General features: G+C 62.7%; 16 protein-coding genes. 4 read left to right on the top strand and 12 right to left on the bottom strand.

Annotated elements, in window-relative coordinates; all coding sequences use genetic code 11:
* Positions 1–168 precede the first annotated feature (168 nt).
* Together PLJ71_03075 and PLJ71_03070 are read left to right on the top strand one after the other, a co-directional pair.
* Positions 169–1,884, top strand: a complete 1,716-nt coding sequence (locus PLJ71_03075; GenBank protein HQM47639.1) for a DUF4091 domain-containing protein — start codon at positions 169–171, stop codon at positions 1,882–1,884.
* An 18-nt stretch (positions 1,885–1,902) separates the two neighbouring features.
* Complete coding sequence (locus PLJ71_03070) at positions 1,903–3,240, top strand: P-loop NTPase (protein HQM47638.1); 1,338 nt, start codon at positions 1,903–1,905, stop codon at positions 3,238–3,240.
* 172 nt (positions 3,241–3,412) lie between these two features.
* Here the strand turns inward: PLJ71_03070 and PLJ71_03065 are convergent, their stop codons facing one another.
* From PLJ71_03065 to dnaK, 5 genes are all read right to left on the bottom strand, one after another.
* A complete protein-coding gene (locus PLJ71_03065) occupies positions 3,413–3,889 on the bottom strand; it encodes an Hsp20/alpha crystallin family protein (protein HQM47637.1) in 477 nt (158 codons plus the stop codon).
* Between the two features lie 78 nt (positions 3,890–3,967).
* Positions 3,968–4,360 carry an Hsp20/alpha crystallin family protein gene (locus tag PLJ71_03060; GenBank protein HQM47636.1) on the bottom strand — a complete coding sequence of 131 codons (393 nt, stop codon included), beginning with the start codon at positions 4,358–4,360 and terminating at the stop codon, positions 3,968–3,970.
* A gap of 48 nt (positions 4,361–4,408) precedes the next feature.
* The gene (locus PLJ71_03055) at positions 4,409–4,873 is read right to left on the bottom strand and encodes an Hsp20/alpha crystallin family protein (protein HQM47635.1); all 465 of its coding nucleotides are present in this window, start codon (positions 4,871–4,873) and stop codon (positions 4,409–4,411) included.
* Positions 4,874–5,260: 387 nt separating this feature from the next.
* Positions 5,261–6,421, bottom strand: a complete 1,161-nt coding sequence (gene dnaJ, locus PLJ71_03050; protein HQM47634.1) for a molecular chaperone DnaJ — start codon at positions 6,419–6,421, stop codon at positions 5,261–5,263.
* Positions 6,422–6,565: 144 nt separating this feature from the next.
* Positions 6,566–8,488: a molecular chaperone DnaK gene (gene dnaK / locus PLJ71_03045; GenBank protein ID HQM47633.1), complete on the bottom strand. Its 1,923-nt coding sequence runs from the start codon at positions 8,486–8,488 to the stop codon at positions 6,566–6,568.
* A 698-nt stretch (positions 8,489–9,186) separates the two neighbouring features.
* Between dnaK and PLJ71_03040 the strand changes: the two genes are divergently transcribed.
* The gene (locus tag PLJ71_03040) at positions 9,187–9,999 is read left to right on the top strand and encodes a PEP-CTERM sorting domain-containing protein (protein ID HQM47632.1); all 813 of its coding nucleotides are present in this window, start codon (positions 9,187–9,189) and stop codon (positions 9,997–9,999) included.
* A gap of 83 nt (positions 10,000–10,082) precedes the next feature.
* On the opposite strand, the gene PLJ71_03035 is transcribed toward PLJ71_03040, so the two are convergent.
* From PLJ71_03035 to PLJ71_03010, 6 genes are all read right to left on the bottom strand, one after another.
* Entirely contained in the window at positions 10,083–10,682 is a 600-nt protein-coding gene (locus PLJ71_03035) for a hypothetical protein (protein HQM47631.1), read from the bottom strand.
* A gap of 124 nt (positions 10,683–10,806) precedes the next feature.
* Positions 10,807–13,077: an aconitate hydratase gene (locus tag PLJ71_03030; protein HQM47630.1), complete on the bottom strand. Its 2,271-nt coding sequence runs from the start codon at positions 13,075–13,077 to the stop codon at positions 10,807–10,809.
* A gap of 221 nt (positions 13,078–13,298) precedes the next feature.
* Positions 13,299–15,287 carry a choice-of-anchor Q domain-containing protein gene (locus PLJ71_03025; protein HQM47629.1) on the bottom strand — a complete coding sequence of 663 codons (1,989 nt, stop codon included), beginning with the start codon at positions 15,285–15,287 and terminating at the stop codon, positions 13,299–13,301.
* 66 nt (positions 15,288–15,353) lie between these two features.
* Positions 15,354–15,770: a nickel-responsive transcriptional regulator NikR gene (nikR, locus tag PLJ71_03020; GenBank protein ID HQM47628.1), complete on the bottom strand. Its 417-nt coding sequence runs from the start codon at positions 15,768–15,770 to the stop codon at positions 15,354–15,356.
* Complete coding sequence (locus PLJ71_03015; GenBank protein ID HQM47627.1) at positions 15,770–17,077, bottom strand: ABC transporter ATP-binding protein; 1,308 nt, start codon at positions 17,075–17,077, stop codon at positions 15,770–15,772. The genes nikR and PLJ71_03015 overlap by 1 nt, the downstream gene beginning before the upstream one ends.
* Before the next feature lie 64 nt (positions 17,078–17,141).
* Positions 17,142–18,038 (bottom strand): ABC transporter permease, encoded by an 897-nt coding sequence (locus tag PLJ71_03010; protein HQM47626.1) that lies wholly within the window; start codon positions 18,036–18,038, stop codon positions 17,142–17,144.
* A gap of 183 nt (positions 18,039–18,221) precedes the next feature.
* On the opposite strand from PLJ71_03010, the gene PLJ71_03005 reads away from it, so the two are divergent.
* A complete protein-coding gene (locus tag PLJ71_03005) occupies positions 18,222–21,692 on the top strand; it encodes an FAD-dependent oxidoreductase (protein HQM47625.1) in 3,471 nt (1,156 codons plus the stop codon).
* Positions 21,693–21,730: 38 nt separating this feature from the next.
* On the opposite strand, the gene PLJ71_03000 is transcribed toward PLJ71_03005, so the two are convergent.
* Positions 21,731–23,041, bottom strand: coding sequence for a PQQ-like beta-propeller repeat protein (locus PLJ71_03000; protein ID HQM47624.1), 1,311 nt, complete (start codon positions 23,039–23,041; stop codon positions 21,731–21,733).
* Positions 23,042–23,159 lie beyond the last annotated feature (118 nt).

Here is a 23,159-nt window from a genome sequence, read left to right as displayed (position 1 = left end):
CTTGACGCAACGCCGTTGACCCGTCGTCGCCCCGGGCCTTTGCGCGCATCACCGTCACAAGCGCTTGATAAAAAAACGCTTATACATTAGGATCTCAGTGCGCAAAACCCCAAAACGTGCTGCGAAAGAAGGAAGAACCGCTGTCTTCTGACCAGGGAGGCCCGCAATATGCGAACCATCGTTGCCTTAATCGTGATATCGAGCCTGTGCTGGGCCGCCTCGGAAGGATGGGCGCAGTCCCCGGCCGCGGTAAGGTGCCTGCCCTCGACGGTGCGCCTCCGTCCCACCGATACGACCCAGGGTGACGCAACCGCAACCATCAGCGCCGCGAAAAACGAGACGGAGTCCTTTCAGGTCGCGGTCTTCGCCGAAGGAACAGTGCTCACGAATGTCCAAGTGGCCATAGACCCCCTGAAGAACGGCGACTACGTCATCCCCGAAGCCAACGTGCGCCTGTTTCGCGAAGAGTGCGTGCCCATTCGCCGTGGAGGGTACAAGGCCACCGAGGGACCGGGGCTCGTGCCCGACCCGCTTGTTCCTTTCGTGAACCCCTATACGGGAGAAGCGCTCGGAAAACCGCGCTGGAACGGCGAGGAAGGCACGTTACAGCCTGGACGTTTCGGCGGCAACGGCTTCGACGTCTGGCAAGGCCGGAATCAGGTAGTCTGGGTGGACGTGACCGTTCCCAAGGACGCCCCCGCCGGAGCCTATACCAGTGCCGTGCGGGTTTCGGGAGCGGGGATAGCCGGCGTCGAGCTCCCCGTCGCGCTGACGGTATGGAACTTCGCGCTTCCCGACGGGCCCACCCACGAAAACCATTTCGGCGGCGTTGACGGTGTGGCCTCATATCTCGGCATGGACCGAAACTCGGAGGATTTCCGGGATATCGAGGAACGCTGCGAAGCCATGCTGGCGGAACACCGCATCAATCCGGCATTCCCCCGTCGTTTATGGCCCGCGGTTCAGGAAGACGGTACGGCGGACTTCTCGGCGGTGGACGCCGAAATCACTGCTTTCGTGGAACGTTATCACGTGACCAATCTCGAGATTCCGCGCGCGCCCTTTGACGACGTGACGGGCGCCAACCGCGACAAGGCACTGAACTTCTTCCGGTCCTGGTACGCCTATCTGAAGAGCAAGGGCTGGGCGGAACGCTCGTACCACTACATGCTCGATGAGCCCAACACCCCCGAGGAGTACGAGAGGGTTCGCACCCTCGGTGCGATGGTCCAGGAAGCCGAACCGGGTATCCGCCGTCTCGTGGTCGAGCAGCCGTACACCCAAAATCCTGAATGGGGCATGCTGGACGATGCCATCGATATCTGGTGCCCCCTGTTCGGTTTCATCCATGAGCCCAGTGTCAAGGAAAAACAGGCCCAGGGCGACGACGTGTGGAGCTACACCGCTCTTGTCCAGCGCGCCCCCGCCTACCATCCCGAATACGAGCAGGTAAAGGAAAACGATCCGCCGTATTGGCAGCTCGATTTTCCCCTCGTGAGTTACCGCATCGCGCCATGGCTCAACCGGCGGTACGGCATCACGGGCCTTCTCTACTGGTCAACGTGCTATTGGGGCAGCCCGGAGCGCAATCCGTGGGACGAACCCGGCTTTCGCGGCTACTGGAACGGCGAAGGCGCACTGCTCTATCCGGGAAGTGATGCGGGCATCGAGGGGCCTGTAGCTTCCATGCGCCTCAAGAGCCTCCGGGACGGCATGGAAGATTATGAATACTTCGTTCTCCTCGAACAGCGCGGCGGCGCAGCCGCGGTCGAGGAAATCGTGCGGGAAGCCGTCCCCACATGGGCGGCATGCACCCAGGATCCCTACGCCCTCCCGCAACTGCGCCAAAGGCTCGCGGAAGCGATTCAAGCCCGTACGCCATAACGGCCGAAGGAGAGTCCCATGCCGAACGAGAAACAAGTCCTCGACTCGATGCGTCACATCATCGACCCTGACCTCGGACGCGATATTGTGTCCTGCGGGTTTATCAAGAATCTTCAGATCGACGGCGGCAACGTTCGTTTTACCTTGGAGCTGACGACGCCCGCTTGCCCGATGAAAAGCCATTTCGTGGAGTCGTGCAAAAAGGCGGTGGGCGCCCTGCGGGGCGTCAAGAACGTCGACATCGAGATGAGTGCTCAGGCCCCGCGGCGTTATCAGGGGCAAGGCGCGCCGCAGGTCACCGAGAACCTCAAGAGTGTCGAGACCGTTATCGCGGTGTCTGCGTGCAAAGGCGGGGTCGGCAAGTCGACGGTGGCCGCCCACCTCGCCATGGCCATGGTGCGCGAGGGTCATGCCGTCGGTCTGTTGGATACCGACATTTACGGGCCGTCATTTCCCACCCTGTTCAATGTTCATCGCCCCCAAGTAAGGGGCCGGAACAACAAGATCGTTCCCTTGGACATTCACGGCATGAAGGTGATGTCGCTCGGGTTCGTGCTGGGCGAATCGCCTGCCGTTATGCGCGGGCCCATGGTTTCGAACTACACGTCCCAGATTCTCGCGATGACCGATTGGGGCAAACTCGATTACCTCATCATCGATATGCCGCCCGGCACCGGCGACGTGCAATTGACCATCGTGCAACGGGCCGCCCTCGACGGCGCGGTAATCGTGAGCACGCCGCAAGCCCTGTCGCTGGTAGATGTCGCGAAGGGCATCCTCATGTTCGAGACGGTCAACGTGCCCGTGCTCGGCGTGGTCGAGAACATGTGCTCGTTCACGTGCGACGAGTGCGGAAAGACCCACTACCCCTTCGGCCGCAGCCAAGGGACGTTGCAGGAGCGCTTCGGGCTCCAGACGCTTGCCGAATTGCCGATCGTGCTGGGATTATCCGACTTGTCGATGCCCGACGCCGGCGCCGGCCTCGAGGTGATGGCGCGACTGGCCGAGAGCGTCCATAGGGCGGTCGGGGCGAGCCGTGCGGGCAAACAGAAGATGCCGGACGTCATCGAACTCGAGCATGCGGTGAAGATCGCGTGGCCGGACGGCTTCGAGGCGACGGTCCCGAACAAGGCGTTGCGGGCGGCGTGTCCCTGCGCCGTATGTATTGACGAATACACGGGCACAAGACTGCTCGATCCCGGCACGGTCCCGGACGATATCCGGTTCTCGAAGATCAACTACCTCGGCAACTACGCCGTGTCGTTCGAGTGGTCCGACGGCCACACCACCGGCATCTATTCGTGGGATTACCTCCGGAATCTCGCGCAAATGGTCCGGGCGGAGAACGAAGGGTAGCGGGGACAGCTGCGGTTCTTATTCAGGGAGCATACGGACCCCCAATCACGCTGAAAACGCGAGGCAGCCGTTCGCGGCGGTCAAAGCAACGGCCCGCCGCCCGCCGAAAAAGACCACGGCTCCCTGCGCCACACGGGCACGGGGAGCCGTAGCTGGTCTTCTGGCCGGATGTCTAGCTTATCTTCACGCGGATACTGCGCGTCTTAGCCTCCGCAGTCTTGGGCAAGGTCACCGTAAGCACGCCCTTCCTATACTTGGCCGTGCTCTTGCCCGCCTCGACGTCGCAGGGGAGAGGCACCGAGCGGTAGAATGAACCATAGGCGCACTCGGAATAGTGATACAGCCGCCCCTTCTCCTCGTGCGAGGCTTTTCTTTCGCCGCGCAGAATCAGACGCTGCCCCTCGACCTCGACGTTGAAGTCGCTCTTGTCGAGTCCCGGCAATTCCGCGGTTACGACGATATCGTCATCGGTTTCCTCGAGGTCGATAACGGGCCCGCGCCCGGCAAAAACGCTCGAGGGCCGGTTGCGCAGGTCCACGGGCGATTCGCGGCGCCAGTTCTCGGGCAGCCACCGGTCGAACGTGTGCATGACGCGGTCTCTGAGTTCGTCGACCGAACTGCGCCAGTTTGCCGGAAGCAGTTTCGTCATGTCGCGTCACCTCCTTTTCTCGGGTTCATCGCGCGGACGGGCGGCGCGTGCCGCCGCGCCGCCCCGCTCTGCCGCGTATCACGATACCTGCACCGTAATCTGCTTGGGCTTGGTCTCCTCGCGCTTCGGCAGGTTGATGATCAACACGCCGTGCTTCATCTCGGCCTTGATCTTGTCCTGGTCGACCTCTTCGCTGAGCTGGAACTGGCGGAAGTAGTTCCTCAGTTCATACTCGTGGCGGAGCGGTTCCCCGGGCAGCTCGCTCTTGGCCGCGGCTTTAAGCGTGAGGATGTTGTTCTCGACCCGCACGTCGGCGTCTTCCTTCTTGACACCGGGCAGGTCCGCCACCACAACCAGCCCATCCTTGTTCTCGAATATATCCACCGGGGGCGCCAGCGTACGCGATTCTTCGCGCGTGTCAGGCACCTCGGGGTGCTGCTGGGTCTTCTCCGGGACAGTTGCTTCTTTCATGGTCAACACCTCCTTGCTGAAAACATGCCGCCGTCACATTGCCCGCGGTCAGCCCACCGAAACCTCGATCTGTTTCGGCTTGGCCTCCTCTGCCTTTGGCAGCGTAATGGTCAACAAGCCGTTCGCGTATTTCGCCTTCACCTTGCCTGCGTCCACACCTGTGGGGAGGCTCAGCGTCCGCACGAACCGTCCCGCGCTGCGTTCATTGCGATGGAACGCCTCTGCCTCGATATCGGGGTTCACGGACGGCTTCTCGCCAGCGATACGCAGCACGTCATCACGCACGGTGATGTCAAGCGACTCGGCATCCAGACCCGGCGCCAAGGCTTCCACGTAGACGTTGTCGGCATCTTCATTGACGTTTACCAAGGGATACCCCCGCGCGGCCAATCCCGGCAGAAACGCCGTGCGCGAAAACGGCCACCGGCCGCCGCGGTAATCCTCAAATACCCGTTCCACCTGGTGGCGCAACGCCTCCAATTCCTGGAAGGGGTCCCATGTCCAACGAGTCATAGTCAATCCCTCCTTTGGCATGCGCTTCGAGCGCTTCTACTACTCCCTCGTTTACTGTGAATTGCCACCAATGGCCTCTTCTTTCCAGAGGAGCAAATCCAGTGCCAAGACGCCCGCAGATACCCTGGCTGGCCCGGATCGCATAACCCCCGCAAATTCAATCACTTGCGCCACAAGGTTTCCGCACTCCCGCAAGCCCCTGACCAGGATGGCCCGAGCCATCGCAACCCGCAACGGCAAACCGTTTCAATTTGAAACGATTTCACCCGCGATTGGCCCTTTTTCGGCGGCCGCCGCGCACCTGGCGACGGCACACGTGAAAGCCCCGGACAGGTCATCCTGCCCGGGGCCGAATCTATAGTAAGCGCCCGAAGCGCGTAGAGCCGGTCAGCTCTTCAGCCGCCGCTCGAAAGCCCGCCGCTTCGGATACATGGCGGGGTCGTCGAGCGCCTTGAGTCTCTTTACAATTTCCCGCTGTTCGCGCGTGAGCCGCTTGGGCACTTCGACCACGACGCGCACAATCTGATCGCCTTTGCCCGTTCCATGGATTCCGGGCAGGCCCATCGCGCGCAAACGGAACGATTGCCCGGACTGCGTTCCCTCGGGAATCTTGAGGTCGGCCTTGCCGGTCAGCGTAGGAACCCGCAGCGTGGCGCCCAGGGCCGCTTCAGCGAATGTCACGGGCACTTCACACGTGATATCCCGGCCGTCGCGCTCGAATATCTCGTCGGGCTTGACGGTCACGACGACATACAGGTCTCCGTTCGGGCCGCCGCGCACGCCGGCATCGCCCTGGCCGGCAAGGCGGAGCCGGGTGTCCGTGTCGACTCCCGCCGGGATGCCCACCGTCACGGTCCGGCTCCCTTTCGTTACGCCCGACCCGTGACAGGATTCGCAGGGGGACCCGATCGTCGTGCCCTCGCCCCGGCAGTGCGGACAGGTCTGCGAGATGAAGAACGCGCCGCCGCCGCGGGAAACCTGGCCGGTGCCGCCGCAGGCCTTACACGGTTGCGGCTGGGTGCCCGCCTTCGCGCCCGAACCGCCGCACGACGAACACGCCGCCGTATAGGGCACGCGGATCGACTTGCTGACGCCCGTGGCCGCTTCGAGCAGCGTGATTGTCAACCGGCCCTCGACATCGTTGCCAGGAACGGGACCTTGGCGGCGGGGCCGCTGCGCCCGCGCCCCAAATATGCTGCCCAATCCGCCGAAAATGTCGCCCAGATCGGCCGTGAACCCGCCCGGGCCGCCTCCAAACCCGTGAAAATCAAATCCGGGGCCTCCTGCCCCGCTGGCATACGGGCCGCCCGCGCCGCCGAACGGCGAGGCCCGCATTGCGTCATATTCTTTGCGCCGTTCGGCGTTCTTGAGCGTGTCGTAGGCCTCGTTGATCGCCTTGAGCTTCTCCTCGGCGGCCTTGTCGCCTCCTGTCTTGTCCGGATGGTACTTCTTGGCGAGCTTGAGATAGGCCTTGCGGATCTCGTCCTGCGAGGCTTCGGGCGAAACACCCAGGAGTTCGTAATAATCTCTTGTGGCCGTACCCGGCATCGTTACTGTTCACCTCCTCAAACCCGTCTGCTCCGGCCGGAAGGCCGGGCACGGGCCGTTCCGAACCCGCGCCCGGAGAATATGCCCTTTCCGGACCCGTCTATGTGCTTCTTTCGAAGCCAACCGGCGCGAACGGCAGACGTATTACGACTTCTCGTCTTCGTCCACGACCGTGAAATCGGCGTCCACCGAGTCATTGCCGGGACGCGCGCCCGCGGGACGGCTCTCGGCGTGAGGACCCGCCTGGGACCCCGCCTGTTCCTGTGCCGCGGCCTTGTACATCGCCTCAGCCATCCTGTGCGACGTCTCGGCCACCTTCTTTGTGGCGGCCTCGATGGCGGCCGTGTCCTCGCGCTTGAGGGCGTCGCGGAGCTCGTCCAATGCCGATTCGACGGCGCTTCTGGACGCCGCATCGATCTTGCCGGCATTCTCCTTGAGCGTCTTCTCGGTGGTATAGAGCAGCTGGTCGCCCATGTTGCGCACCTCGATCTTGCGGCGGCGCTCCTTGTCTTCCTGGGCGTGCGATTCGGCGTCCTTGACCATACGGTTGATTTCCGCCTCGTTCAGCCCGGAAGAAGCTTCGATACGAATCTTCTGTTCCTTGCCGGTCGCGAGGTCGCGGGCGGAGACGTGCAGGATGCCGTCGGCATCGATGTCAAACGCCACTTCGATCTGGGGCAACCCGCGCGGCGCGGGAGGAAGCCCCTCGAGGTTGAAGCGCCCGAGGGTCCGGTTGTCGGATGCCATTTCGCGCTCGCCCTGAAGTACGTGCACGGTCACCGCGGTCTGGCTGTCCTCGGCCGTGGAGAAGACCTGCTTCTTCGACACCGGGATCGTGGTATTGCGCTCGATCAGCTTGGTAAACACTCCGCCAAGGGTCTCGATGCCCAGCGACAACGGGGTGACGTCGAGCAACAGCACGTCTTTCACGTCGCCGCTCAACACCCCCGCCTGAATGGCCGCGCCAACGGCTACGACCTCGTCGGGATTCACGCCGCGATGCGGGTCTTTCCCGAAGATTTCCTGCACCACCGTGCCCACGGCCGGCATACGGGTCATCCCGCCCACCAGGATCACCTCGTCGATGTCATTGGGTTTCAACCCGGCATCGGCGAGCGCTTTCCGGCAGGGCTCCTTGGTGCGGTCCAGCAGATCGCCGCAGAGCTGTTCGAGCTTCGCGCGCGTCAGACGCATGTTCAAGTGCTTCGGCCCGGAGGCGTCCGCCGTGATGAACGGCAGGTTCACGTCGGTCTGGAGGGCCGTCGAAAGTTCGCACTTGGCTTTCTCGGCGGCTTCTTTCAGCCGCTGGAGAGCCATAGGGTCTTTCCGCAGGTCCATGCCCTGCTCTTTCCTGAATTCGTCCGCGAGCCAGTCGATTACCCGCTGGTCGAAGTCGTCGCCGCCAAGATGGGTGTCGCCGTTCGTGCTCAGCACCTCGAAACTGTCCTCTTGAATCGACAGGATCGAGATGTCGAACGTGCCGCCGCCAAGGTCATACACCGCGACCTTCTCGTTCTTCTTCTTATCGAGCCCGTAGGCCAATGCGGCCGCGGTTGGCTCGTTGATGATGCGCGCCACGTCCAGGCCCGCGATCCTGCCGGCATCCTTCGTCGCCTGGCGCTGCGCGTCGTTGAAGTACGCGGGGACGGTAATGACCGCCTTCTCGACCTTCTCGCCCAGGTACTGCTCGGCCGCTTCCTTCAACTTCTGTAGAATCATGGCCGAAATCTCGGGCGGCCGGAAACTCTTGCCCTGCGCCTCCACCCGGCAGTCGCCCGACGAAGTCCGGGCAACTTTGTACGGCACCAACCTGATTTCTTCGCCGACTTCCTCGTGCCGCCGGCCCATAAAACGCTTGATCGAGAAAATCGTATTCGCCGGATTAGTCACCGCCTGGCGTCTAGCCGCGGCACCCACCAACCGCTCGCCGTCTTTCGTAAACGCCACAACCGACGGAGTGGTCCGGCTACCTTCCGGATTTGTAATGACGGACGGTTCGCCGCCTTCCATCACCGCGACGCACGAGTTCGTCGTTCCCAGGTCTATTCCTATCATCTTCTTCGCCATGTCCAAAGCCTCCAATACAGTACGCCGGGCGAATGAAATACTCGGCAACCCCGCCCGGCAGGATTTCCCATCTCTACCTACTCTCATTCGCCTTTGAAAAAGCACCTTTCATGCCAAGACAGCTGACGCGGCTCGCCGTCGGGCATCTGCGCATAATCTCTTTCAACGCAATGAGTTAGGGAGCTGTGAGCGCATCAGGCAAGGGGCGCCGAACCGGGATGGACTGAAGAACTGTTCTGATTTGAAACGCCTCTTTCCAGTTTCAAACGCGCCAAGGAGGGGTACCTGGGCAACTGGAGACGGGATGAGCTTGTGCGGGCGGACCGGAACCCTTGTCCCTCGTCGTGGGACCGGGGCCCTTGGCGATCGAAACCAGCAAAGCATCGCCAGCGCCCTGCAGCCGCCGAATGTATCTGTCTTCGTGACTCCCGGCATGACCCAAGTTTGTCAGGCGTGACCACTTTTGATTGGTCAGTAGTTTGTCACCGGTGAATAACCACGAGAAGATACCCGCTGCCAAACTCCTCCTTCCAAGGGGCACGGACTTCGTAAGACTGTGCTATGGGCCGTATTACAGTGGCCTCTCAGAATTGGCCCGGTTCTTGCTCTCTTCACGTCGGCTGGTAAACATCATTAGGGCGCAAGGGGTGCATCACTTACCGTCAATGAGGGGAGTGGAACCTCAGCAAGGAGTCACTATGGCAAAAAGACTATGTGCAACACTTTTGGCTTTGGTCTTGGCGGGCGGAGTTGCTTCGGCTCTAGACCTGGGCAACAACATTACTATCAGTGACGGAGTGGGCACGGGCACGGGGTGGTATTCCATTAATCGCGAAGACCAGGAGGTCGAACCCAACTGTGTGGCTGCCCAGATCTGGGATCTCGAGGGCTTTTTCCTCGACGCCAACATGCTGAGTCTGGTCAGCGGCTACGACCTCGAGAACGGCGAAACGGGCAACGGCATGTTGTTCGAGTACGGGGACCTGTTCATCGACGTGGATGGCAATGCGGTGTACGGTCCGGCCGCTTCCGGGAGCGGCGGGGACCAGAGTTATCCTCTCATTGTCGCCAACACGTTTGGCTACGATTACGTTCTGACATACGCAGGGGCGTCCGATCCCGTAACGGGAGATCCGCTTTTCAACGCATATGCGCTGAATACCGGTGACACCACCCTTCGCGTATATTACAACCAGAACGACGAGTCGAACCCGTGGCGCTACAACGCGGGCGGCGACCTGGTCTACTCGGGCAGTTTCAGGTACTTTTCGGGCCTGGCCGATGCCGAGGTGGCCAACCTGCAGGGCGGCTCTCACTACGCAGCGCAGGTCGACCTGGGATTCCTGGCGGACTTGGGCGTCAGGGACTTCATCAGTCACTTCACCTACGAGTGCGGCAACGACAACCTGATGGGCGCGGGGACGTTGATCATTCCCGAGCCAGCTACCATGACCTTGGTGGGTCTGGGCATCGCCGGGTTCGCGATTCGGCGCATGCGCAAAGCCGCCTGATCCCGCACATTCGGAAGAGCGAACAGTGAAACGGCCGGGGGCCTGGCTCCCGGCCGTTGTGTATATCTCCGCGGGAAACCCCGTTAATCCTGTCTCCCCTCGATGGCGCACATCAGAACCGCCGCGGCGAACGCGAGCCGCCGGTCTAAAATGCGGTCCCGGTCCATGGAGAAATCGAGGTCGAGCTTCAGCACAAACGGGTTGAAATGCTGCGCCAACGTGAACACCTCGCGTCCATTCACCTCGGCGTGGAACTTTTGCGGCACCAGGGCGGTGAGGAACCGGCGTATGAGCGCGAGCGCGGTGCTGTCCTCAACGATCTTGCCGATTTCTTCCTCGGCGGGCCCCAGAATGACCCATTCGTCGCGTATGAGGGATTTCAAGCCTTTGCGGCGCAACGCGCCCACCCGCTGGCCGGTCTGGGCATCGATGACGTCGTACGTGGAGGAGATGTCCAGAATCTTGCGGGCATGAATAGTCAGGAGCTCGGTCTGCATGTCCTCGCCCGTGTAGAGTCTGATGTCTTCCTTGAGCTTGAACGCCTTCAACCGGGAATACAGGATGAGCTGGCCCGAGGCGTCGTAGATGTGGAATGCGCCGCCAAACAGTTTGAACACCTTTTTGCGAACCAGGAACTTGTCGCCGATTAATGAGGGCGGCGGCCCCTGAACCGGTTGCGTCATGATAGATATCCCCCTTTTGTATCTCCGCGGCTATTCTATAGCGCTGCGTCAAGAGCCATCTTACCACATGTCTCTGTTTTCACGGCTCCCGCGAAGAGCGAGCAGGGGAGCTGCCGCAAGGCAATCATCCCCCCGTCTGGGCTTTGATCAGGTTCAATGCCGACCCCGCCCTGAACCACTCGATCTGGGCCTCATTGTAACTGTGCTTGACGGGGAACTCGTGGGCCGAGCCATCGGCGTGATGGAGCACTACGGTCAACGGTTTCGAGGGCGCGAATTCGGTCAAGCCCACGATGTCGAGCACGTCGTCCTCCTGCACTGCGTCGTAATCGGCGGGATTCGCGAAGGTGAGGGCCAACATGCCCTGTTTCTTGAGGTTGGTCTCGTGGATGCGCGCGAACGATTTGACCAGGATTGCCCGGACCCCGAGATGGCGCGGTTCCATGGCCGCGTGCTCGCGCGATGACCCCTCGCCGTAGTTCTCGTCGCCTACGACGACCGTGCCGATGCCTTCGGCCTTGTAATGGCGCTGCACCTTGGGCACTTCACCGTATTCGCCAGTGAGCTGGTTCTTGACTTTGTTCGCCTCGCCGTTGAACGCGTTGATCGCGCCGATGAAGCAGTTGTTCGAGATGTTGTCGAGATGCCCGCGGTACCGCAGCCAAGGCCCCGCCATCGAGATGTGGTCGGTCGTGCACTTGCCTCTCGCCTTGAGAAGCAGCCGCAGCCCCGTGAAATCGTTCCCTTCCCACGGCGCAAAAGGTTCGAGCCGCTGCAAACGCTCCGAATCCGCACGGATAACCACCTCGACGACGCTGCCGTCCGCTGCCGGGGCCTGGTAGCCCGGGTCCTCGACGGCGAACCCGCCCGGCGGCAATTCCCGGCCCACGGGCGGGTCGAGCTTGACTGCTTCGCCGTCTTCGTTTACCAGCGTGTCGGCCGCCGGGTTGAACCCGAGTTCTCCGGCCAGCGCCAGCGCCGTCACCATGTCTGGCGATGCCACAAACGCGTGGGTCTTCGGGTTGCCGTCGTTGCGTTTGGCGAAATTGCGGTTGAACGACGTGACAATCGTGTTCGGTTCGTCCTGGGGTCCCGTCCGGTGCCGCGCCCATTGTCCAATGCAGGGACCGCACGCGTTGGCCAGCACGACGCCGCCAATGGCCTCGAAATCCTTGAGCAGGCCGTCGCGTTCGATCGTGTACCGCACGGTCTCGGAACCCGGCGTGATGATGAACTCGGACTTTGCCGCAAGCTTTTTCTCGCGGGCCTGGCGGGCTATCGAAGCCGCCCGAGTCATGTCTTCGTAGGACGCATTGGTGCACGACCCGATGAGGCCCACCTCGACTTTTGCGGGCCAGCCGTTCATCCGGGCCGTCTCGCGCATCTTCGAGACCGGCGTGGCCAGATCCGGGGTGAACGGGCCGTTCAAATGCGGCTCAAGGGTCGAAAGATCGAGTTCGAGCACCTCGTCGTAGAACTTCTCGGGATGCTCGTACACCTCGGGATCGGGGCGAAGGTGGTCGCGCACGGCCGCGGCGGCATCTGCGACCTCCTCACGGCCGGTCGCCTTCAGAAACCGCACCATCGAGTCGTCAAAAGCGAACGTGGACGCGGTTGCTCCGATTTCCGCGCCCATGTTGCAGATGGTGCCTTTACCGGTGCACGAGATGCCCTCGGCCCCTGGTCCGAAATATTCGACGATGCTGCCCGTGCCGCCCTTGACGGTCAAGATTCCCGCCACCTTGAGGATCACGTCCTTGGGAGCGGTCCATCCGCTCATTTCGCCGGTCAGTCTCACGCCGATGAGTTTCGGAAACTTCAATTCCCAGGCCATGCCTGCCATCACGTCGACGGCGTCCGCGCCGCCGACCCCGATAGCTACCATGCCCAGGCCGCCAGCATTGGGGGTGTGCGAATCGGTGCCGATCATCATGCCGCCGGGAAATGCGTAGTTCTCGAGCACAACCTGGTGGATGATTCCCGCGCCCGGTTTCCAGAAGCCTATGCCGTACTTGTTGGAGACCGACGCCAGAAACTCGAAGACCTCCTTGTTCATCTCCAGCGACGCCGCCAGATCGGCTTTTGCGCCGGATTTCGCCAGGATCAGGTGGTCGCAGTGGACCGTCGAAGGCACGGCCGTGCGTTTCTTGCCCGCCTGCATGAACTGCAGCAGGGCCATCTGGGCGGTGGCGTCCTGCATGGCCACGCGGTCGGGACGGAAATCGGCGTACGACTTGCCGCGCACGAACGGCTTCTCCGGAAGCTGGCCGAAGAGATGGCTGTAGAGCACCTTCTCGCTGAGCGTCAAAGGCCGCCCGAGGAGTTTTCGGGCGGCCTGCACCCCCTTCGGCATCCGCGCGTACACGTCCTTAATCATGTCGAGATCGAACAGCATGAGATTCCCTTTCCCTGTGATTCCGGGCCGCCTGGGAGCCGGGTGCTTACTTCTTACCTACGTATGCGCACCCGGCAATTGCAGCAAACGCGAGCACAACCGCTCGTGTGAAGGCTTCAATGATACAATGCTTCTGAAAGGCCCCGCAATTCCCGCGAGCGGTATTTCCGCCTTCTGCCCGGCAGAGAATCCGCTTTCCGACAAGATTATAAGGGGCCAGTTCAGTTTTTCGTGCCCGTATACTCGTACGCGCCAATGTCGGGGGCGCTGCCCTGTGGAACGGGCGTCCCTTCGAAATCCGCCGTGCGCGGGAAAAGCGCCTGCACCGCTTGAGCTGCATCGATGCACGGCGATTCGGGCGTGAGGTGGAGATCCGGGTCTTGCATGCCTACGAGGCCGGGTATCGCGACAATGGAATGCGGTTCGAGGCCAGTCAGCGCCTGGTATGCCGCGAACTCGGCCATTGAGAACGGATGGTCCTTCAGCGCGACCATGGTTCCCTCGGCCTGGTACCAGCAGTTGTTGTCCATGATCATGCTCTTCACTTGCTCCAAAGGCCACGCCGGGGCATAGAACGCATTCGTCTTGGCTTCGTAGAAGATGTTGTTCATGATGCAGACGCCGGATTGCCGGGCCGGGCTGGTGTAGAAGCAGAGGTGGCGCCCGCTCGGGTCGGGCCGCTGGGCATGGCCCCAGCCGTGCCCGGCGTTGATGCAGGTGTTGTTGATGAACCAGATGTCGCGGGTGGTCGAGGTCTCGGGGCGGTTCCAGTATTCGAACGAGTATTCGCAGTTCCACACCAGGTTGTTCTGGTACACGATATTGTACTCCTGGACGTCGCCTCCGCTGCTCTGGTGGGTCATGGCGGCGTCGTAGACTTCCCAGAACCGGCACCGTTCGACGAGGCAGTCGTGGGCAGGTCCCCAGAACTCGACGCCGTTGCCGAAGCGTACCGTGCGCTCGCCTCCCATTTGATCGCCGCCGCCGATGTACCCGAAATCGCAGTCGCGCACAATGATGTGGTGGGTGCTGCCGCCGCCTACGCCATGGGCCGCGCCGTACAGGCACGCGAGGTTCTCGTAAATCACATAGTGCTGGTTCTGCTGGTTGATGATGTGGTCGCGGATGGCGCATTCGATGGATTCGTAGCGGTCTGCCGGGTTGGCATCTGAAAAGACGTAGAGGGCGAATCCCGCTTCGTCGTACCAATACTCGTCCTGCTGGTCGAGGTCTTCGCGGTTCCACACCTTGACTCCGCATACGGGGCCATGGTTGAAGATGATGTTGCCGACATCGTGCGGGATCAGGCCCGAGCCAAGGCGTTCCAGGCGGATGCTGTCAAGATAGAGCGTGACGCCCGCCGGCAACGCGCCGCCGAGGATGATGTTGAGCCGTGCGTCTTCGGCGGTTTCCGTGGCGCCGTAGAGGAACGTGTGGACCGCCCATTCGGCGGTTACGGAGATGTTCCGAGGATCGCGCGGCTGGGCGTAACGCGACCACGGGGGCCCCTGTTTCATGATCGTGGGCTGGTACATCTCGAACGGTGCGGAAGCCCGCGCCGCGAGCGTAAGGCGGTAAATGGCGCCGCGCGCGACGGCGAATCCGCCGGTGTAGAACTGGATGTGGTACGGCTCGGCGCCCGATGACGTGCAGGCAATTCGTAATGCACCCGGCCCCGTCTCGAATTGCTCCGTATCGATCCCCTGCGCCGCTTGTGCGCCCTGTTCGGTGTGGAGCGCCCAGCCGTTGGCATCCGAGTCGAAGTCCGAGTTCGCAAGCAGGTTCTGGACGCTGTTGGTGCCGGAAAGCTCGATACCGCCCGTTGACCAGATGTTCCCGCCCTCGTCTTTCCAATCCTCCGGGGCGTCCTTCGCGAGCGAGCCCAGCAGCAGGGGTTTGGGCCCTTCGCCGTACGCGCCGTACGTGATGAATCCGCCTTCTTCACTGCCGCTCTGGGACACGAGTTGCCCGCGCCAGCTGTCGCCACGCCTGAACAGGACCGAATCGCCCGGCGCCAGTTGGTGCGCGTTGACCCGGGTCAGCGTGGCCCACGGCTCCTCGGCGGACAGGCCCGAATTCGCGTCGGCCCCCCCGTTCGCCACGTAGTATGTCGCCGCCAGCGCAGGGGGGGACGCGGCAAACCAGAGAATCGCCGCACACAGGGCTGCGCGGCACGGCAACTGGATGCGGCGAAGAGACGCTGACTGCATAGCGATCGGACTCCTTCGGGCGGGCCCCACGGCCCGATGTCGGGGGAAAGCACGGCGCTGCCGGGGCTATGCCAGCGCTCTCCCGGTGCTGCTCATCGACAACGTGGCGTGCAACACGCCTTTGAGCTGGTGGAGGGCGTCGGCCAGCGCGCGAATCTGCTTGGCCCGTCCCCGCACCATGATCATCTCCGCGCAGAGGTGGTGCGTGAGATGCACGTGTGTGCTGGCCATGATGGTTCCTTCGAAATCGTGCTGCAACTCCAGCAGCTTGTCGGTCAGATTCCGCGAATGGTGCTCGAACAGGATCGTGACGGTGCCGAGGGCCTCTTCATTCTTTTCCCATTCCTCGGCGACGAGCCGGTCGCGGATCATGTCGCGAATGAACTCCGAGCGGTTGCCGTAATTGCCCTCGGCTATCATGCGTTCGAGACGGTCCAGCAGCGGTTTCTCGATCGAAAAACTCAAGCGCGCCAGCTCCGACATCACCCTTCTCCCCGTAACGCGGCATCTGCGTCTTCTGCTTCCAGACGCCACTCCGAACGCAACTGGACCACTCCTTCGCGATGAGGCAACTCGTCGCCGGCTGTTACTGGAGCCACGGTCAGGGGGATGCCCTCGATGAAATCGACGTTTTCGGGGCCCGCATCGACCCGGATGTCCAGGCGGTACTGTCCGGGGCTGAACACGTTTTTCAGGCGCGCGGTAAGGGCGTATACGCCGCCTTCCTGCATGTCCAGACGGTCGAGGACATAGGTTGTGCCGACCGTGCCGAGGACAAGTCCGTCATCGCGGCGAAACTGGATGCTGACGGCGTAATCCGGCCGGGCTTTATGCGCGCGGCAATGCAGTTGGAGGCCAAAAGGCTCCTCCATCAAGACAAACCCCGCGGGATTGCCGTGACGGTTCAAGACATCTACGCGGAACACCTCGAGGTCGCACGGGTAGCGCCGGTGGCAGCTGGGCGGAATTTCCGTGCCGGGTTCGACGGCCGTTGCGCGTGCAAGATACGCCTCGACCACCTCCCCGATGGGACCCCGCTGTGCGATACGCCCGTGCTCGAGCAGAATGCCCGAGTCACACAGCGCTTTGACCGCTTGCATGTTGTGCGAGACAAACAGGACCGTGCGCCCGCCTCCGGCCACGTCTTTCATCTTGCCGATGCATTTCTTCTGGAACTCGGCGTCGCCCACGGAGAGGACCTCGTCCACGATGAGGATTTCCGGTTCGAGGTGTGCGGCGACCGCAAACGCCAGGCGCACCCGCATGCCGTTGGAGTAGCGTTTCACGGGAGTGTCGAGAAACTCGTCAACTCCCGCGAAGTCGACGATGGCGTCAAACTTCTGGCGGATCTCGGCTTTCCGCATGCCCAGAATCGCCCCGCTGAGATAGATGTTCTCACGGCCGCTCAATTCGAGATGAAAGCCGGTGCCGACCTCGAGCAGCGACCCCACGCGTCCGTGAATCTCGGCCCGCCCCTTGGTGGGTTCGGTGATGCGCGCGAGGATCTTGAGGAGCGTGGACTTCCCCGCGCCGTTGCGCCCTACAATGCCGAGCACATCGCCGTCGTGGATGTCGAGATCGATGTCCCGCAGCGCCCAGAAAGTGCCCGGGGGCGTCTCGGGGTCGCAGGCGCCGCTGTTTGCCGCGCTGCGTTCGCGCGCCTTGTGGCGCAGCCACGCGGGCAAGGTCACGAGCGTATCGCGGAAAGTGCGGTATACCTCGTGGGTCTCGCCCAAGCGGTACCGTTTGCCCAACCCGCGAACTTGAATGGCAATGTTGTTGGCGTTCATCCGTCCCGACTGCTGCACTCGCCGCATTGCAACGCCCGCGGACACCTGGCCGGGCCCGGCTCGTTCAGACAATGTCCGCGAAGGTGCGTTCCATGCGTTTGAAATAGTATATACCAACGGCCAGCATCACGATGGTGACCGCCGTTCCCAACACGAAGAGGTCCCACGGCGGCCCAGCCGCAATGGTGACGGGCTGGCCTTCCACCAATTCGGCACCATTCAGATGGCGGAACAGCGCCCACCGCGAGCCTTCGACTACCGCCGCCATGGGGTTCAGGCCATAAACATAGCGCCAGGGGCCAAGGGCGTCTTTCACGGCGCTGTACGGCGTGATGACCGTGAGAAACATCCAGATCTGGACGAGGAAAGGGATGATGTGGCGCACGTCGCGGTATTTCACGTTCAACGCCGCAAGGAAAGACCCCGCCCCGAAGGCCGACGCACAGGCCAGCACCATGAACACCGGCAGGAGGAACCATGCCGCGCTGGGAATAATCCCGTAGAAAAAGGTCAACACAAGAAACATGGCCAGCGCGATGGCGAAATCCACGAACGCGGCCGCACACGGCGTCGCGGGCACCAGTAAGCGGGGAAAATAGATCTTCGTGAGCATTGGCGCATTCTGCACCATGCTGTTGCTCGCCTGGGTGATCGACGAAGCGAAATAGTTCCATGGCAACAGTCCCGCGAAATAAAACAACGGTCCGGGTAGCCCATCAGACGAGAAGTTGGCCACCCGCTGAAAGAGGATGGTGAATACGGCCATCTGGCACAGCGGCACGAGTACAGCCCACGCGGCCCCAAGAAGCGTCTGCTTGTACTTGATCTTGATGTCGCGCCAGACCAGATACCCGAACAGTTCGCGGTTCTGCCACAGTTCACGCCAGCGGATGTGCATCCAACCGCGCGACGGTTCTATAACGTATACTTCGCGGGGCGCGTCGTCTGCGGAATGGTCCATGACTCTCCCGGGGCCTTTGCTGGTGGCACTGCTCGTTAACGTGATTGTATGCGCTGGGTCGGAGGCGGCGCAAACACGCACCAGCGAAGGGACCAACGCCAGCGCCAGTCCATCGTGTGTCTCACCTTGTCTCGGGGACCCTGAACCTGAAATACTGCGGGGAAAAGAAAAGGGATTCGAATCATGCGTTGGCGAAATGCGCAACCGGTCCTCTCAACCGCCGTGGTGCTCATGCTCCTGCCGTGTGCAAGCGTCCGCGCCGCGGGTACGGAAAACCCGGCGCCTTTCCCTTGTCTTCACCTCACTTTTGACGGCTGCGATGACGGTCTGGTGTGGGACCAGTCCGGCTATGGCAACCTCGGTTACGCGTCAAATGCTGCAATTGTCCCGGGGGTGGAGGGGGCTGGGCTTGGGTTCGAGGGGCGCGGCTCATCTCTGCGATGTGCGCCCGTCTCGGGCCTCGGCGAGCGGACCGCTCTCACAATCGCCGCATGGGTGAAGCTGGATTCCCTGGACTTCCGCCTCTTTCCGGCCATTGTCCGGCAGGAAGGCGCGTTTGCCCTGCGTTTTGCGGAAGACCGGGTGGGTTTCGTTCTGTGGTTTGACACGAAACCCCTCGGCGTCACCGCCAAGAAGACGGACTGGCAAACCGGCACGTGGTATCACGTCGCCGCGACGTACGACGGTGCGCGCGCGCGGATCTATGTTGACGGCGCTCTGGAAGGGGAGTTGGGGGAACTCGCGCACGGCGGTTTCGATTTTTCGCCTGACCCATGCTGGCTTGGCGCGTGCGGCGGCCTGTACCCGTTGCAGGGGGTTCTCGACGAGGTCCGCCTGTACAATGCCGCATTATCCGCGGCAGCCGTCGCCGAACTCCATCGCCAGGGGCGCGCGGCATTGTCCAAAGCGCCGCCGGAGAATATCGCGGAAACGGCCGTAGACTTCTCCCGCAAACCCATCAAGAAACCCGCACGGGATATCGTTATGGTGGAAGACGGGTATCTCTGGATCGATGCAGAAGACTTCATTGACTACGGCGAGTGGACCTGCGATACCCAGTTCATACACCTCATGGGTTCCGCGTATCTCATTGCGGCGGGCGCAGGCAAACCCCTCGCCGACGCCTGGACCACGTTCGAAGTGCCGAAACCCGGCCGGTACCGGTTGTGGGTGCGCGCGCGCAACTGGTTCCTGCCCTATTCCCCCGGAACGTTCACCGTAGTGATCAACGATGCGCCCGTTGGCCGGATTTTCGGTGCGGCAGACGTGCAGGACTGGGCCTGGGAACAGGGCGGGGAATTCGAGCTTCCAGCCGGCGAGATACGCATGGCGCTGCGCGATCTGACGGGCTATTACGGCCGATGCGACGCGCTTCTGCTGACCACCGACCTCGATTACACCCCGCCGAACGCGCTTGACGCGGTGCGCCTCGAACGCGCGAGGCTGACCGGCCTGTCCCTCGAACCACGCCAGGCGGGCGATTTCGACGTGGTCGTGGTCGGGGCCGGCGCGGCGGGGTCGGTCGCGGCACTGGCCTCGGCACGGTCCGGCGCGCGCACGGCGCTAATCCAGAACCGGCCTGTCCTCGGCGGCAATGCGAGCGACGAGTTGGGCGTGTCCATCAATGGGGCTGCGAGCGCTCATCCCAATGCCCGCGAGACAGGCATCATCGAGGAGGTCGGCCGGATCAAGGCCCGCTATGGCTTCTCGAAGATGAGCGAACCTTTCCGCCTCGCGGCCGGGGACGAACGGAACCTCTCCGTCTTCCTCAATCAGCACGTCGTGGCGGTAGACAAGGACGGCGACGCGCGCATTCGTTCCGTAACGGCCGTGGATACTCTGACCGGCGCAATGACCACCTACGGGGGCCTCGTGTTTGTCGACGGCACGGGCGACGGCTGGGTGGGCTATTATGCGGGCGCCGATTGCCGCACCGGCCGCGAAGCGCGCAACGAGTACAACGAAAGCCATGCCCCGGAAACCGCGGATTCGCTGACCATGAGCGGCTGTCTCATGGGGGGAGACTCAGTATCGTACCGTGCCGCGGACCTGGGCCGTCCCGTGGCCTACCAGGCGCCGGAATGGGCCATCACGATGCCCCCGGCGGGGGAATTCGGCCGAACGCCGCGCAATATCGTCACGGGCGAATGGTGGCTCGAACACCCCAACGACATTGATGATGTCTGGAACGCGGAATGGGCCCGCGACACGCTCATCCGCATCACTTACGGCTATTGGGATTTCATCAAGAACGCCTGGCCCGAGCGGGAACGCGCGGCGAATTTCGCGTTGATCGAAGTGCCGATCATAGACGCCAAACGGGAGTCGCGCCGTCTGCTCGGCGATTACGTGCTGACGCAGAACGACGTGCAAGCCGGGCGCGTTTTCGAAGACCGCATCTCGTACGGCGGCTGGCCGCTCGACGTGCATCATCCCGGGGGGATCCTGTCGGGCAAAGAAGGGCCGTTTCACAGCAACGACCGGCTGCCCATCTACACCATCCCGTTCCGGTGCCTTTACTCGCGCAACATCGACAACCTGCTATTGGCGGGACGCGATATGAGCGTTACGCACATGGCTCTGGGCACGGTGCGCGTGCAGGGCACGCTGGCGGCCCTCGGCCAGGCTGCGGGAACCGCCGCCGCCGAATGCGCCTTGCACCACATGACCCCGCGTGACATCTATCGCGGCCAGATGGACGCCTTTCAGCAGCGGTTGCTCAAGGACGACCAGTACATCCCCGGACTTCAGAACGAGGATCCCGAAGACGTGGCCCGGACCGCCACCGTCACTGCGTCGAGCACGCGCACCTTCGACGAATTCAGCAAGATGGAGGTCCAGCCGGGAGAAATGCATCCGCTCAACATGCCCCGGGCGGTCCAATTCCCCACCGGAACCCAAAGGACCATCGGCGTGTTTTACGCCTTGCTGCGGTCCGAGCGCACGGAACCGGCCGATGTCGAACTCCACCTGCGTGGAGCGAACGAGACAGGCGATTTCTCGTCTGCTTCGGACCTTGCCGCGGTCACGGCCACGGCGCTGCCCGAGGTGGAGACCTGGGTCGCGTTCCCGCTGGATGTCCCCGCGGAATTCCCCTTCGCGTGGGTGTGGCTGGCTCCCGCTAAAGGCATCTCCTGGCGGCTCATGTCGAAAGCGCCCCTCGGAACCTGCCGCGCCTACGGCGGCGACGGACGCTGGACGGCCGTTCCCGGCGAACAGTACGCGTTCCACACCGAACCGCCCATCGCGGTCCCCGCGCGGTACGATGCCGGCAATATTGTCAACGGCGTGACGCGCATCATCGGCGGCGCACGCAACCAATGGGCGTCCGACCCCTATCAGGCCCTGCCGCAATGGCTCGAACTCGACTTGGGCGATGCGAAACGGTTCACGGCCGTGTACCTGACCTTCGATACCGACCTGAACGAGAAGTGCCATACCGTGCCGCTCGTGCCTCAATGCGTTCGCGACTATGAACTGGCCGCATACGATGACGGGGAATGGCGCACGCTCGCGACGGTCCGGGGCAATTTCCAACGCCGCCGCATCCACCGGTTCGAACCGGTTACGGCGCAACGCCTGCGACTCACGGTCCACGCCACGAACGGCGACCCCTCGGCCCGCGTGTTTGAGATGCGGGTCTACGGCGAATAGGGAAGGACGCCGGCGCGGGGGCCGCGCAAGAAGCCGGGTCACTCCGCGGCGAGGTCGGCGCAGACCAATTCCTGGTCGTTTCGCGCGAAGACGCAACGGTTGGCATACGCGGGGTGCGACCAGCACACGCCGTCCCCCCGGCCAAGCTGTCCGGTGGTGGGTCCGATGAGTTGCGCCCGGCTGATTTGCCGGCAGCCCTCAGGCGAAAGGGTGGCGATGATCAGCTCGCCGGTTTCGTTGAACATCCAGGTGGTAGCGCCGTTCTGGACCATGTGAATCGTGCCCCAGCGCCGTTGCGGCACAAGGGTCAAATCTTCCCACACCCGGTCGCCGTTTTTCGGCTCGAGACACCGCACCTGGCCGTAACAGTCGACCCCGTAGACGTATTCTCCGAGCATCAGGGGCGTGCTGATCATGGCGTGGATGGCATCGCTCTTGATCTCGCTTTCGCCTGCCCTGTGCCAGAGGAGCTCGACCGTTGGCGCGTCCTGCCCGAGACGGAACAAGTACGAGCCCTCATACACCGATGTCAGGAACATCCGGTCCCCCGCGATGACCGGCGTAGGAACGTTAATGACATCCCTCGAACGCGGCGTGGCAACCTTCCAATAGAGCTCGCCGGTCAGCGGATTGAGGCCCGCGACGTTATCGCCCGTCCAGCAGATCACCACACGCCGTCCCGCCTGCTCGGTTACCACGGGGGCCGAGTAGGAAGCGGGGTCGTCGAGCGCGCGCCAGCGTTCCTGGCCGGTCCGCTTGTCCCATGCCATGAGGCATCCGCCGTTTCGCGCGCCGATCTGGGCGATCACGAGCTCGCCATCGACCAGCGGCGCCGCCGCGATGCCCCAGGTGGGCAACTCGACCTCGTAACCGGCGCCGGGGTCTTTCTTCCACACCAACTCGCCGCTGGCCGCATCGAGGCATCGGAGGTGTCCGACCGCACCAAGCGAATAGGCCAGCCCGTCCGCGATCGTAACGGACGCCCGGGGGCCGTCCTTGTAACTGAGCGGACCGTAAGGCGCCGCATAGGCATGGACCCATACCGGCGCGCCGGTTTCCGCGTCGAAACAGAGTACGCGCTCGGTCTCTTCGGGGGCTTCGACGCGATCCGTGACGTAGACGCGCCCGGCTGCGACGGTCGGCCCCGAATAGCCGTTCGAGACGGTTGCGCGCCATTTCAGGGGAATCTGGGGGGCCGAGAAGCTCGAGACAAGCCCCGTTTCCGCCCAGGCGCCGTCCCGGTTGGGCCCCCGCCACTGCGGCCAGTCGCTGGCAGCTGCGTGCCATCCGCCAACGGTTAGAATTACGAGTGCGAATGCCTGTCTTAAACTGGAACCGTTCCCGTGCATGCCATTCTCCGTGTGCGAAATGCCTGTATCCGGCCTCATTATTGCCAGTCGAAACGGGTGCCGCAAGTCCGGTATGCCTGAACTGCGGTCCCGTAGACATTCCGAGGGTCTCGTGCTA

Source organism: Candidatus Hydrogenedentota bacterium (genome assembly GCA_035416745.1).
Taxonomy (GTDB): domain Bacteria; phylum Hydrogenedentota; class Hydrogenedentia; order Hydrogenedentales; family SLHB01; genus UBA2224.
The sequence above is the reverse complement of the archived record's forward strand: the minus strand, read 5'-3'. Positions and strand labels throughout refer to the sequence as shown.